Genomic DNA, 13,191 nt, shown 5'->3' with positions numbered 1-13,191 from the left:
CGACGAGGATACGGTCATTAATCGCCTGCCAGCGGCACCAACAGCACATCGACCTGGCTGGCGCTGACCACGCTTTTCGCCGAGCAGGATGCTCGCGAAAAGAAGCTGTGATTATGGTTGCCATAAATGACGAGATCGACGGCGTGTTTGCGGCAGATATCGAGTATATGTTCGTTGAGTGCCCCATAGGTAATAAAGGTATGCTCAATGGGGTACTGCGCCTGCTGGGTGAGTTTATCGATAAAATTCAGCGTCTCTTCTTGCATTACCTCACGCAGGTCTTCCAGCATGGGGGCCGCAAACTGGTTATACAGTTCGGGATCGGAGACCAGGGTGACCAGGCTAATGCGCGCATTGACAGGGCGCGCAATAGAAACGGCTTTTGCTAACAACTGGTGACTTTCGGGGGTGGCGGCAACAGCGACAAGAATGTGCATGTAGCTCATAACTCGCTCCTTAAATACAAGAATTATGAGAGGACTTTTAGCGTTACTCTCGCTTCTTTCATACTGCAATTTTTCATACTGTAATAGTGTGAATGTCATCATGATTATTCATTAATTATTCTTATAAATAGAATAATCAGATCACAAAAGCTGAAAATCTGTTCAATCAATTTAAGTGAAATTCTCGGCTAATGAAAACAATATGTTAATAAAAAACAAACATAAATTAACATTTTGCATATCGTTACCTGACGGTATTAGTTAATGAGGTTAAATATTTAACTCATTGTTTATAAAGATATAAAGTGAGGAAGCAGTTTATTGTAAATCTGTGATCTCGCTCGTTATTTCGCGCGGTGATATTAACTGTCGTAAACAAAAGACTATTCGCTTTTATTGCAAGAATATTCGGGTGTATGGAATCGATAGAGTGAGTTGTTGGCTATAAAATAACCAAAATAAAAGCTGTGCTGATGGATTTATGTTAAACGTTTAGCTGGTTTATGTGATCTGCGTCACATATTCTTTAAATTCGCAGCAGGGTTCCGTTGTATGTGTAACTGGCGGCGGGTAGAGTTGCGTCGAATTAGGAAAAATCTTAGGCATTTGTAAGAATTGATGTGAGCTTGTAAGGAACGCGGCCTTCTTAAAAAGGGATGTTTACACAACGCGTAAGCCGTAACGCTGCTATGTATTTGACCTTTTGCTTTTTTTTTACCGGGCCTTCCCGGCGACATCACGGGGTGCGGTTACGCCGCATAAAAATAATGTTGGTTATTATGGATGCAAATAATGCATACATCCGAGTTGCTCAAACACATTTATGACATAAATTTGTCATATTTATTGCTTGCACAGCGTCTAATCGTTCAGGACAAGGCTTCCGCGATGTTTCGCCTTGGTATCAGCGAAGAGATGGCGGACACATTGGGAACCTTAACCCTTCCTCAAATGGTCAAATTGGCGGAAACAAACCAACTGGTCTGCCATTTCCGTTTCGACGATCATCAAACAGTTACTCGCCTGACGCAAGACTCTCGTGTCGACGATCTTCAGCAAATTCACACAGGTATCATGCTTTCAACGCGTCTGTTAAGCGACATCAATGATGCGGCGCGTAAGAAAAGGGCGTGATGATGAGCGAAAAAAGCATCGTTCAGGAAGCACGTGATATCCAGTTAGCCATGGAATTAATCACACTGGGCGCCCGTTTGCAAATGCTGGAAAGCGAAACGCAACTCAGCCGTGGCCGCCTTATCAAGCTGTATAAAGAATTACGCGGTAGCCCTCCGCCGAAAGGGATGCTTCCTTTTTCTACCGATTGGTTTATGACGTGGGAGCAAAATATCCATGCTTCTATGTTCTGCAACGCATGGCAATTTTTGCTCAAAACGGGCCTGTGTAGCGGTGTCGATGCCGTCATTAAAGCGTATCGCCTGTATCTTGAGCAGTGCCCACAGCCAGCTGAAGGGCCGTTGTTGGCGTTAACCCGCGCATGGACACTGGTCCGTTTTGTTGACAGCGGGTTGCTGGAACTGTCTACCTGCAACTGCTGCGGCGGTAATTTTATTACTCACGCGCATCAACCCGTGGGCAGCTTTGCCTGCAGTTTATGCCAGCCGCCATCACGTGCCGTAAAAAGACGTAAACTTTCCCAGAATGCTGCCGATATTATTCCACAACTGCTGGATGAACAGATCGAACAAGCTGTTTAACTGATACGGTGTGGATAGACACTCCAGCAGCGGTAAGCCATTACCGCTGCTTTTTTTTGTCCCGACCTTTGAGTTAACTGCCCGACTGCGCATCCTGTCATAGTCAATTGCGAAAGGATGATATCGTGCTGATCTTAATAGGTTACCTGGTTGTTATTGGTACAGTTTTCGGCGGCTATATGATGACCGGCGGACACCTTGGGGCACTCTATCAACCGGCTGAGCTGGTGATCATTGGTGGCGCGGGTATCGGGGCATTCATTGTCGGTAATAACGGCAAAGCCATTAAGGGGACGATGAAAGCGATCCCGTTGCTCTTTCGTCGCTCAAAATACACCAAAGCCATGTATATGGATCTGCTGGCGCTGTTGTATCGCCTAATGGCCAAGTCGCGCCAGCAGGGTATGTTCTCGCTTGAGCGCGACATCGAAAACCCCAAAGAAAGTGAAATTTTTGCCAGCTACCCGCGCATTATCGCGGATGCCGTAATGCTTGATTTTATCGTCGATTATTTGCGTCTGATTATCAGCGGCAATATGAATACGTTTGAAATTGAAGCGTTGATGGACGAAGAAATTGAAACGCATGAAAGTGAGTCGGAAGTCCCAGCTAACAGCCTGGCGATGGTCGGCGACTCATTACCGGCTTTCGGTATCGTCGCGGCGGTGATGGGGGTAGTACATGCGCTGGCCTCGGCCGACCGTCCGGCGGCTGAACTGGGGGCGCTTATCGCACATGCTATGGTGGGGACCTTCCTCGGGATTTTACTGGCCTATGGTTTTATTTCACCGCTCGCCAGCGTGTTGCGTCAGAAAAGTGCCGAAACGACCAAAATGATGCAGTGCGTGAAGATCACGCTGCTGTCCAACCTGAACGGCTACGCTCCACCGATTGCCGTCGAATTTGGTCGTAAGACATTGTATTCCAGCGAACGTCCGTCGTTTATCGAACTGGAAGAACATGTTCGTGCGGTGAGAAATCCAACGGCACAGCAAACGACTGAGGAAGCATGAAAAATCAGGCCCATCCCATTATCGTCGTCAAGCGACGAAAACATAAAGGTCACGGTGGTGGGGCGCATGGTTCATGGAAAATTGCCTACGCCGACTTTATGACTGCGATGATGGCGTTCTTTCTGGTGATGTGGCTCATTTCCATCTCCAGTCCGAAAGAACTGATCCAGATTGCCGAATACTTCCGTACGCCTCTGGCCACCGCGGTAACCGGTGGAAATCGTATTTCAAACAGCCAAAGCCCGATACCTGGTGGGGGGGATGATTACACCCAACAGCAAGGGGAAGTGAACCGGCAGCCGAATATTGATGAGCTGAGAAAGCGCATGGAACAAAGCCGCCTGAGCAAATTACGTGGCGACCTGGACCAGCTTATTGAGTCCGATCCGAAGCTACGCGCGCTGCGCCCGCATTTGAAAATTGACCTGGTGCAGGAAGGGTTGCGTATTCAGATTATCGATAGTCAGAACCGCCCGATGTTTAAGACCGGCAGTGCCGAGGTTGAACCTTACATGCGCGATATCCTGCGGGCGATTGCGCCGGTTTTGAATGGTATCCCCAACCGCGTTAGTTTGTCCGGTCATACGGATGATTTTCCATACGCCAACGGTGAGAAAGGCTACAGCAACTGGGAACTGTCTGCTGATCGCGCAAACGCCTCACGCCGCGAACTGGTCAGTGGTGGTCTGGACACCGGGAAAGTATTACGGGTGGTAGGTATGGCCGCCACGATGCGTCTGAGCGATCGCGGTCCTGAGGACGCCATCAACCGCCGTATAAGTCTGCTGGTGCTGAATAAGCAGGCGGAAGAGGCCATTTTGCATGAAAACGCTGAAAGCCAGAATGAGCCGGTAAGTGTCTTACAACCGCCAGCGGTCGTTCCGCCGGCAAGCGTTCCCACATCGCCACCAGCCAATCCGAGGTGATAGCGTGAGCATGGATATTAGCGATTTTTATCAGACCTTTTTTGATGAAGCTGACGAACTGTTGGCTGACATGGAGCAGCACCTGCTTGATTTGGTCCCTGAATCTCCGGATTCCGAACAACTGAATGCCATTTTTCGTGCGGCGCACTCGATTAAAGGCGGGGCGGGCACCTTCGGCTTTACTATTTTGCAGGAAACGACCCATTTAATGGAGAACCTGCTGGATGAAGCGCGGCGTGGCGAGATGCAGCTCAATGCCGACATTATCAACCTGTTTTTGGAAACAAAAGATATTATGCAAGAACAGCTCGACGCCTATAAAAGCTCAGAAGAGCCGGATGCCGCCAGCTTTGAGTATATTTGTCATGCGCTACGACAGTTAGCGCTCGAAGCAAAAGGTGAAACCGCACCCGCGGTCGTCAACACTGCAAAATTGAGTGTTGTTGACGGCACGGCGATACAGGAAGAGACGATGGCGCAGGAAACTGTTGCTGCTGAAGAGGTTAAAAAACGGATCGTTCTGTCACGTCTGAAAGCTGGAGAAGTGGATTTACTGGAAGAAGAGTTGGGGAACCTGGCGACCTTAACGGATGTGGTCAAAAGCAGCGATACGCTGTCGGCTACGATTGACGGTGACCTCGCGGAAGATGACATCATCGCGGTACTTTGTTTTGTTATCGAAGCCGACCAGATTGAGTTTACTCCCGTTGTGGCTGCCCCCGTTGAGTCGGTGACCGTGATGGACGAACCGCTGCCGGTTGCCGTTGTTCCGGTGGTTAAAGCCGCCGTCAGCGAACCGCCGCAGGGGCGCGTTGAGCGTGAAAAACCCGCGCGTGCCAGTGAATCTACCAGCATCCGCGTGGCGGTTGAGAAGGTCGATCAGTTGATTAACCTGGTCGGCGAACTGGTGATCACGCAGTCGATGCTGGCCCAGCGTTCGAATGAACTGGATCCGGTAAACCATGGCGATCTCATCACCAGCATGGGTCAGTTACAACGTAACGCCCGTGATTTGCAAGAATCGGTGATGTCGATTCGTATGATGCCAATGGAGTATGTCTTCAGCCGCTTCCCGCGTCTGGTTCGTGACCTGGCGGGCAAGTTGGGCAAACAGGTTGAGCTGACGCAAATTGGTAGCTCCACCGAACTCGATAAGAGCCTGATTGAACGCATTATCGATCCGTTGACCCACCTGGTGCGTAACAGCCTGGACCACGGTATCGAATTGCCGGAAAAACGCCTTGAATCCGGGAAAAATCCAGTCGGTAACCTGACGCTGTCTGCTGAACACCAGGGCGGGAACATCTGCATCGAAGTCACCGATGATGGCGCGGGCCTCAACCGTGAGCGCATCCTGGCCAAAGCCATCTCACAGGGCATGCCGATCCATGAAAACATGAGCGATGACGAAGTCGGCATGCTGATTTTCGCGCCGGGATTCTCGACCGCCGAGCAGGTGACGGATGTCTCTGGTCGCGGTGTCGGGATGGATGTGGTGAAGCGTAACATTCAGGAAATGGGCGGGCATGTTGAGATCCAATCGAAGCAGGGCCAGGGCACAACCATCCGAATTTTGCTGCCGCTGACGCTGGCGATTCTGGACGGCATGTCCGTGCGCGTGGCAGATGAGGTGTTTATTCTGCCACTGAATGCGGTGATGGAATCGCTGCAACCCCGTGAAGAAGATCTGCACCCGCTGGCCGGGGGAGAACGCGTGCTTGAAGTGCGTGGTGAATATTTGCCGCTGGTTGAATTGTGGAAAGTCTTCGAGGTTGACGGCGCAAAAACCGAAGCAACTCAGGGCATCGTGGTGATTTTACAAAGTGCGGGACGTCGCTATGCGCTGCTGGTCGATCAGCTTATTGGCCAACACCAGGTGGTGGTGAAAAACCTGGAAAGCAATTACCGCAAAGTGCCAGGCATTTCTGCCGCAACGATCCTTGGCGACGGTAGCGTCGCGCTGATTGTCGATGTCTCTGCATTGCAGGGGTTAAACCGCGAACAACGTGTGGCGATCACCGCCGCCTGATTGATTGAGTGAGAAAGGGAATAATATGACCGGTATGAGTAATGTAACTAAACTGGCCGGCGAACCGTCAGGTCAGGAATTCCTCGTGTTTACGCTAGGGGATGAAGAGTACGGTATCGATATTCTGAAAGTGCAGGAAATTCGTGGTTATGATCAGGTCACGCGTATCGCTAATACACCGTCTTTTATTAAAGGGGTGACCAACCTGCGCGGTGTGATTGTGCCTATCGTTGACCTGCGCGTGAAGTTCAGCCAGAGCGACGTTGACTATAACGAGAACACCGTGGTGATTGTGCTGAATCTGGGTCAACGCGTGGTGGGGATCGTGGTGGATGGTGTGTCGGATGTGTTGTCGCTGACGACCGATCAGATTCGCCCGGCACCAGAATTTGCGGTTACGCTGTCAACGGAATACCTGACAGGGCTGGGCGCACTGGGCGATCGAATGCTGATTTTGGTTAATATCGAGAAGTTGCTGAACAGCGATGAAATGGCATTGCTGGATATTGCTGCAAGTCACGTCGCCTAACCGCCTCCGGCCTACAACGATCGTCGTTGTAGGCCGGATATGCATATCGCCATCCGGCTCCCTCAACCGCTACGCTTCCTGCTCAACCAGTTCAGGTTCTTCTTCCAGTAACCCTTCATTCCGCGCAAGCATTGCGGTGGCAATCCCGTTGCCTAACACGTTAATCGCCGAGCGCCCCATATCGAGGAAGTGGTCGATACCCATCAGTAACAGAATGCCTGCAACCGGAATATTAAAACTGGGAATTGTTGCTGCCAGCACCACCAGCGCCGAACGCGGCACGCCGGCAATCCCTTTTGAGGCTAACATCAGCGTTAGCATCAGCACGGTGATTTCGGCGAAAGAAAGGTGAATATTATAGGCCTGCGCAATGAACATTGATGCAAAGGAGCAGTACACCATTGAGCCGACCAGGTTAAACGAGTAGCCGATCGGCAGCACGAATGACACGATGTTGCGTGAGCAGCCAAATTTCGTCAGTTGCTCGAGCGTTTTGGGATACGCGGCTTCAGAGCTACTGGTGGTGAAGGCCACCAGCACTGGATCTTTCAGCATGCTGACCAGACGAAATACCTCTTTTTTCAACACCACGTAGCCGACCGCGAGCAGCACCAGGCAGGTCAGCACAATCGCCAGGTAATAGCCGCCGATGAACGAGGCATAGTTGAGCAGAATTCCCAATCCCTGGGTGGCGATGACGGAGGAGATGGCGGCAAAAATTGCCAGCGGAGCCACGTACATTACATACCCGGTTACCTTCAACATAATGTGGGAAACCACATCCAGTGCGGCAACCAGCGGCGCGTTAAATTTCTCACCGAGTGAGGCCCCGCCAATACCGAAGAACATCGAGAACACCACGATTTGCAGGATCTCATTATTGGCCATGGCTTCGGCAATGCTGGTCGGGATCGTGTGAGTGAGAAAACCTTTCAGGCTCATGCCGCTGACGGCGAGGCCTGTATCGGTGGCTTCCAGTGGAATGGCCAGGTTCAGCCCGCTCCCCGGTTGTTCAAGGGAGACGACAAAAAGGCCCACCAAAATAGACAGCACGGAGGAACTGATAAACCAGAGCATGGCTTTGCCCCCAACGCGACCAATGGTGGATGTCTCTCCCAGTCGCATAATGCCGACGGTTAGCGTACTGAAGACTAACGGCGCAATGACCATTTTAATGAGCCGCAAGAAAATGTCGGTGAGCAGCGTAATATTATCAGCCCAGGCGGTTACTACGCCCGGTGAGGCCCAGGAGTGGATCACTGCGCCTGACAGGATGCCCGCCAGCATAAAGACCACGATGAACAACGTGAGTTTGTTTGCATTTGCCACTAAAAATCCCTCTGTGATGATGTAATAGTTATTCCCCTGCTACACATTTTTTGTACTTATTAAGTGGTAGCAAAGCATTCATCATATAAATCAAAGTCGGAATCGGTACAACTTTTTTTAATTTTTTATCCATTTTGTTGTGGTGTTTGAGCATCTGCGTTTTCACGCCTCTTTTTCCTGCAGGATTTCCTTTTTGCAAACGTAAAGTTATTCGGGCGGGTGCCGATAATGTTGATAACTCGTTTTCAGGAAGGTGCCTTATGTTTAACCGTATCCGCGTTGTCACAATGCTGATGATGGTGCTGGGGGTTTTCGCACTGCTACAGCTTGTTTCCGGTGGTCTGTTGTTTTCCTCATTGCAGCAGAATCAGCAAAGTTTTGTTATTTCTAACGATTTACGTCAGCAGCAAAGTGAACTCACCTCAACATGGGACTTAATGCTGCAAACGCGCATTAACCTGAGCCGATCCTCTGCGCGCATGATGATGGATGCTTCTAACCAACAGAGCAGTGTGAAGAACGATCTGTTGAAGAATGCGAAAGGTACGTTGGCGCAGGCAGAAACGCATTACGCAAAATTCAAAAGCATCACGCCATTACCAGAGATGGCAGAAGCCAGCGGTAACGTTGATGAGAAATATCAGCAGTATCACGCAGCATTAACGGAGCTGGTGCAGTTTCTGGAAACCGGCAACATGGATGGTTTTTTTGCTCAGCCGACCCAGGGTATGCAAAACGCACTGGGTGAGGCGCTCGTGAAATATGCTGGCGTCAGTGAAAAACTCTATCTGCAGGCGTTTGATGAAAGCGCGCGGGATTACCAGTTTGCCCAATGGCAGCTCGGCGTTCTGGCCGTAGTGCTGGTGCTGATCCTGATGGTGGTGTGGTACGGCATCCGTCATACCTTGCTTAACCCCCTGGCCCGCGTTATTGCCCATATCCGCGAAATAGCCAGCGGCAACTTAACCACGTCATTAACCGTTAGCGGGCGCAATGAAATTGGTGAGTTGGCCAGCACGGTTGATCATATGCAGCGATCGCTTATTGAAACGGTGACCCTGGTGCGGGAAGGTTCCGATGCGATCTATTCCGGCACCAGCGAAATTGCCAGCGGTAATACCGACCTTTCGTCGCGCACCGAGCAGCAGGCTTCTGCGTTGGAAGAGACGGCGGCCAGCATGGAACAACTAACGGCGACGGTGAAGCAAAATGCGGACAACGCCCGTCAGGCTTCGCAACTGGCGAAAAGCGCTTCCGATACCGCACAGCATGGCGGCAAGGTAGTCGATGGCGTGGTAAACACCATGCACGAAATCGCGGATAGCTCGAAGAAAATTGCTGACATCATCAGCGTAATCGACGGCATTGCCTTCCAGACCAATATTCTTGCGCTGAACGCGGCGGTTGAGGCCGCACGCGCCGGTGAACAGGGCCGTGGTTTCGCCGTGGTGGCGGGAGAAGTGCGTAATCTGGCAAGCCGCAGCGCGCAGGCGGCGAAAGAGATCAAAGCCCTGATCGAAGACTCCGTTTCTCGGGTCGATACCGGCTCGGTATTGGTAGAGAGTGCCGGGGAAACCATGAATGACATCGTCAATGCGGTAACCCGTGTCACCGACATCATGGGAGAAATCGCCTCAGCGTCTGACGAACAAAGCCGTGGTATCGACCAGGTTGCGCTCGCCGTATCCGAGATGGATCGTGTGACGCAGCAGAACGCCTCGCTGGTGCAGGAGTCGGCTGCTGCTGCTGCTGCACTCGAAGAACAGGCCAGCCGTCTGACCCAGTCGGTATCGGCTTTCCGCCTGGCTGCACGCCCACTGTCGGCTAAATCTCGCGATGTACGGCCATCTTCAACAGCGGCCCCTGCGTCATACCCGCGCCAGCAAAGTACTGAACCCGACAGCAATTGGGAAACATTTTAACCGGGAGCTAACACCGGATAGTAAGTCGAGCAGGCAGAGACTCTTTCTGCCTGCATCGTGTTTTTAAGCATGAAGAGCAAACCGTAACACAACACGAATTGGCGCAGCGCAGGCTGTGCCCGTTGTATCCTGAATGTGATTGAGAAGGCGCTATGACATCATCTCTGCCCTCCGGGCAAACGTCATTATTGTTACAGATGACACAGCGCCTCGCGCTGTCTGACGCGCATTTTCGTCGGATATGTCAATTAATCTACCAGCGCGCGGGTATCGTGCTGGCCGACCACAAGCGGGACATGGTGTATAACCGCCTGGTGCGTCGCTTGCGTACCCTGGAGTTGGACGACTTTGGTCGCTATCTCAGCATGCTGGAAGCCAACCAGAACAGCGCTGAGTGGCAGGCGTTTATTAACTCCCTGACCACCAACCTGACCGCTTTTTTCCGCGAAGGACATCATTTTCCGGTGCTGACTGACCACGCGCGTCGATGCAGCGGCGAATACCGTGTCTGGAGCGCCGCGGCCTCTACCGGTGAAGAACCCTACAGTATCGCGATCACGCTGGCAGATACGTTGGGTATGGCACCTGGACGCTGGCGCGTTTTTGCCAGCGATATTGATACCGAAGTGCTGGAAAAAGCCAGAAACGGCATTTACCGCCTCGATGAACTGAAAACGCTGTCGCCACAACAGTTACAGCGTTATTTCATGCGTGGTACCGGACCGCATGAAGGACTGGTGCGTGTGCGTCAGGAACTGGCGAGCCATGTTGAATTCTCCAGCGTGAATTTACTGGATAAAAAATACAACGTGCCCGGTCCGTTCGACGCCATATTTTGTCGTAACGTCATGATCTATTTTGATAAAACGACGCAGCAGGACATTTTGCACCGGTTTGTTCCACTCCTGAAGCCGGATGGGCTGTTGTTTGCCGGTCACTCAGAAAACTTTAGCAACCTCGTGCGCGAGTTTAGCCTGCGCGGACAAACGGTGTATGCGCATGCGCCGGGTAAGGATAAATCATGAGTAAAATCAGGGTTTTGTCGGTCGACGATTCCGCATTGATGCGTCAAATCATGACTGAAATTATTAACAGCCACAGCGATATGGAGATGGTCGCGACGGCACCCGATCCGCTGGTTGCGCGGGATTTGATCAAAAAATTTAATCCTGATGTCCTGACGCTGGATGTGGAAATGCCGCGTATGGACGGCCTCGATTTTCTTGAGAAGTTGATGCGATTACGTCCGATGCCGGTGGTGATGGTCTCTTCTCTGACCGGAAAAGGCTCTGAAGTCACGCTGCGGGCGCTGGAGTTGGGGGCGATTGATTTCGTCACCAAACCGCAACTGGGGATCCGCGAAGGGATGCTGGCCTACAGCGAGATGATTGCCGAGAAAGTGCGTACGGCATCCCGCGCGCGTCTGGCGGCGCATAAACCAATTGCCGCGCCGAAGACGCTGAAAGCGGTGCCGTTGCTCAGTTCTGAAAAACTGATCGCTATTGGCGCGTCGACCGGGGGAACGGAGGCGATACGCCATGTGCTACAGCCGCTACCGCTTTCCAGTCCGGCGGTCATCATCACCCAACATATGCCTCCAGGTTTTACTCGCTCATTTGCCGAGCGCCTGAACAAACTGTGCCAGATCAGCGTGAAAGAGGCGGAAGACGGCGAACGTGTATTGCCGGGACATGCGTATATCGCGCCTGGTGACAAACATATGGAGTTGGCCCGCAGCGGGGCGAACTATGTGATCAAAATTCATGATGGGCCGCCGGTTAACCGGCATCGGCCTTCTGTGGATGTGCTGTTTCATTCGGTGGCAAAACAGGCGGGGCGCAACGCCGTGGGCGTGATCCTCACGGGCATGGGCAACGATGGTGCCGCCGGAATGTTAGCGATGCACCAGGCAGGCGCCTGGACCATTGCGCAAAACGAAGCAAGTTGTGTGGTGTTCGGCATGCCGCGCGAGGCCATCAATATGGGTGGTGTGAGCGAAGTGGTCGATCTTAGCCAGGTAAGCCAGCAGATGCTGGCGAAAATCAGTGCCGGACAGGCAATACGTATTTAATGAGGAGCAGTATTTTATGGCGGATAAAGAGCTGAGATTTCTGGTTGTGGATGACTTTTCCACCATGCGTCGCATCGTGCGCAACCTGTTAAAGGAGCTGGGATTCAACAATGTTGAAGAAGCCGAAGACGGTGTGGATGCCCTGAATAAGCTGCAGGCAGGGGGATTTGGTTTTGTCATTTCTGACTGGAACATGCCAAACATGGACGGACTGGAATTGCTGAAAACCATTCGTGCCGACGGCGGTATGTCTTCTCTGCCGGTGCTGATGGTGACCGCGGAGGCGAAGAAAGAGAACATTATTGCCGCCGCGCAAGCCGGTGCCAGTGGTTACGTGGTGAAGCCTTTCACGGCGGCGACGTTGGAAGAGAAACTCAATAAAATCTTTGAGAAACTGGGCATGTGAGGGTGTGATGATGATGATGCAACCACAAATTAAACCTGTTGATGAACATTCAGCAGGGGATATCATCGCGCGCATCGGTAGTCTGACCCGAATGCTGCGCGACAGCCTGCGTGAACTGGGGCTGGATCAGGCCATTGCTGAAGCGGCGGAAGCGATCCCGGATGCGCGCGATCGTCTGGATTACGTTGTGCAGATGACCGCACAGGCAGCAGAGCGTGCGCTGAACAGCGTTGAAGCCTCGCAGCCACACCAGGACGCAATGGAAAAAGGGGCCAAAACCCTGAGCAAACGCTGGGACGAATGGTTCGAGAATCCGATTGAACTGTCTGATGCCCGTGAACTGGTGACCGACACCCGTCAGTTCCTCGGTGATGTCCCTGGACACACCAGTTTTACCAATGCTCAGCTGCTCGACATTATGATGGCGCAGGATTTCCAGGACCTTACCGGCCAGGTTATCAAGCGCATGATGGACGTTATTCAGGAAATTGAGCGCCAGCTGTTAATGGTGCTGCTGGAGAACATCCCTGAGCAGGGCGCCCGTCCAAAACGTGAAAACGAAAGTTTGCTGAACGGCCCGCAGGTTGACACCTCGAAAGCCGGCGTTGTGGCCAGTCAGGATCAGGTTGACGACCTGCTGGACAGTCTCGGGTTCTGACTCGTGCAGGCCGGATGTAGGGGCAACCGCTTCTCTTCCGGTCTGCATACTCTCTACCGTCTGTAGGGGTTAACGTCATAAACCCCGTCTTTTTTACCGCTTACTCTCGCCATTGCTGTGTCGCTGTTCTGGCATCATTCTCGCCTG

14 protein-coding genes are annotated in these 13,191 nt (G+C 52.0%); 11 read left to right on the top strand and 3 right to left on the bottom strand.

All coding sequences use genetic code 11. The features are described 5' to 3' along the window. Positions 1–17: 17 nt before the first annotated feature. A complete protein-coding gene (gene uspC, locus IB214_RS14445) occupies positions 18–446 on the bottom strand; it encodes a universal stress protein UspC (RefSeq protein ID WP_096757465.1) in 429 nt (142 codons plus the stop codon). A 792-nt stretch (positions 447–1,238) separates the two neighbouring features. Here uspC and flhD point away from each other — a divergent pair. The 6 genes from flhD (at position 1,239) to cheW (ending at position 6,658) form a co-directional block, all read left to right on the top strand. Then, positions 1,239–1,580 (top strand): flagellar transcriptional regulator FlhD, encoded by a 342-nt coding sequence (flhD, locus tag IB214_RS14440; protein ID WP_137399382.1) that lies wholly within the window; start codon positions 1,239–1,241, stop codon positions 1,578–1,580. A 2-nt stretch (positions 1,581–1,582) separates the two neighbouring features. Further along, a complete protein-coding gene (gene flhC / locus IB214_RS14435; protein WP_161959006.1) occupies positions 1,583–2,161 on the top strand; it encodes a flagellar transcriptional regulator FlhC in 579 nt (192 codons plus the stop codon). Positions 2,162–2,286: 125 nt separating this feature from the next. Continuing rightward, entirely contained in the window at positions 2,287–3,174 is an 888-nt protein-coding gene (motA, locus tag IB214_RS14430) for a flagellar motor stator protein MotA (protein WP_096757462.1), read from the top strand. Further along, complete coding sequence (gene motB / locus IB214_RS14425) at positions 3,171–4,100, top strand: flagellar motor protein MotB (RefSeq protein ID WP_115258793.1); 930 nt, start codon at positions 3,171–3,173, stop codon at positions 4,098–4,100. The genes motA and motB overlap by 4 nt, the downstream gene beginning before the upstream one ends. A gap of 4 nt (positions 4,101–4,104) precedes the next feature. Continuing rightward, on the top strand, positions 4,105–6,129 hold the full coding sequence (gene cheA, locus IB214_RS14420) for a chemotaxis protein CheA (protein ID WP_117341921.1): 2,025 nt from the start codon (positions 4,105–4,107) through the stop codon (positions 6,127–6,129). Positions 6,130–6,154: 25 nt separating this feature from the next. Beyond that, positions 6,155–6,658, top strand: coding sequence for a chemotaxis protein CheW (gene cheW / locus IB214_RS14415; protein ID WP_115258791.1), 504 nt, complete (start codon positions 6,155–6,157; stop codon positions 6,656–6,658). Between the two features lie 69 nt (positions 6,659–6,727). Here the strand turns inward: cheW and IB214_RS14410 are convergent, their stop codons facing one another. Next, entirely contained in the window at positions 6,728–7,987 is a 1,260-nt protein-coding gene (locus IB214_RS14410; protein WP_115258790.1) for a dicarboxylate/amino acid:cation symporter, read from the bottom strand. A 28-nt stretch (positions 7,988–8,015) separates the two neighbouring features. Next, a complete protein-coding gene (locus IB214_RS14405) occupies positions 8,016–8,153 on the bottom strand; it encodes a hypothetical protein (RefSeq protein ID WP_161959002.1) in 138 nt (45 codons plus the stop codon). Between the two features lie 94 nt (positions 8,154–8,247). Between IB214_RS14405 and tar the strand changes: the two genes are divergently transcribed. From tar to cheZ, 5 genes are all read left to right on the top strand, one after another. Then, the gene (tar, locus tag IB214_RS14400) at positions 8,248–9,909 is read left to right on the top strand and encodes a methyl-accepting chemotaxis protein II (RefSeq protein ID WP_117341922.1); all 1,662 of its coding nucleotides are present in this window, start codon (positions 8,248–8,250) and stop codon (positions 9,907–9,909) included. Between the two features lie 152 nt (positions 9,910–10,061). After that, positions 10,062–10,934, top strand: a complete 873-nt coding sequence (gene cheR / locus IB214_RS14395; RefSeq protein WP_117341923.1) for a protein-glutamate O-methyltransferase CheR — start codon at positions 10,062–10,064, stop codon at positions 10,932–10,934. Beyond that, complete coding sequence (cheB, locus tag IB214_RS14390; protein ID WP_115258787.1) at positions 10,931–11,980, top strand: protein-glutamate methylesterase/protein glutamine deamidase; 1,050 nt, start codon at positions 10,931–10,933, stop codon at positions 11,978–11,980. Before cheR ends, cheB begins: the two co-directional genes overlap by 4 nt. 16 nt (positions 11,981–11,996) lie before the next feature. Then, on the top strand, positions 11,997–12,386 hold the full coding sequence (gene cheY, locus IB214_RS14385) for a chemotaxis response regulator CheY (protein ID WP_045444172.1): 390 nt from the start codon (positions 11,997–11,999) through the stop codon (positions 12,384–12,386). Between the two features lie 13 nt (positions 12,387–12,399). After that, positions 12,400–13,044: a protein phosphatase CheZ gene (gene cheZ, locus IB214_RS14380; RefSeq protein ID WP_096759429.1), complete on the top strand. Its 645-nt coding sequence runs from the start codon at positions 12,400–12,402 to the stop codon at positions 13,042–13,044. The last annotated feature ends 147 nt before the right edge of the window (positions 13,045–13,191 follow it).

This window comes from Citrobacter sp. C1 (assembly GCF_014596895.2).
GTDB classification, from domain to species: Bacteria; Pseudomonadota; Gammaproteobacteria; order Enterobacterales; family Enterobacteriaceae; genus Citrobacter; species Citrobacter gillenii.
This window is presented reverse-complemented; position numbering and strand designations above follow the sequence as displayed.

Coding starts and splice junctions, on each gene's coding strand:
- tar (WP_117341922.1), top strand. CDS start 8,248: ATGTTTAACCGTATCCGCGTTGTCACAATGCTGATGATGGTGCTGGGG.
- flhD (WP_137399382.1), top strand. CDS start 1,239: ATGCATACATCCGAGTTGCTCAAACACATTTATGACATAAATTTGTCA.
- cheR (WP_117341923.1), top strand. CDS start 10,062: ATGACATCATCTCTGCCCTCCGGGCAAACGTCATTATTGTTACAGATG.
- motB (WP_115258793.1), top strand. CDS start 3,171: ATGAAAAATCAGGCCCATCCCATTATCGTCGTCAAGCGACGAAAACAT.
- uspC (WP_096757465.1), bottom strand. CDS start 446: ATGAGCTACATGCACATTCTTGTCGCTGTTGCCGCCACCCCCGAAAGT.
- cheW (WP_115258791.1), top strand. CDS start 6,155: ATGACCGGTATGAGTAATGTAACTAAACTGGCCGGCGAACCGTCAGGT.
- cheZ (WP_096759429.1), top strand. CDS start 12,400: ATGATGCAACCACAAATTAAACCTGTTGATGAACATTCAGCAGGGGAT.
- cheY (WP_045444172.1), top strand. CDS start 11,997: ATGGCGGATAAAGAGCTGAGATTTCTGGTTGTGGATGACTTTTCCACC.
- cheB (WP_115258787.1), top strand. CDS start 10,931: ATGAGTAAAATCAGGGTTTTGTCGGTCGACGATTCCGCATTGATGCGT.
- flhC (WP_161959006.1), top strand. CDS start 1,583: ATGAGCGAAAAAAGCATCGTTCAGGAAGCACGTGATATCCAGTTAGCC.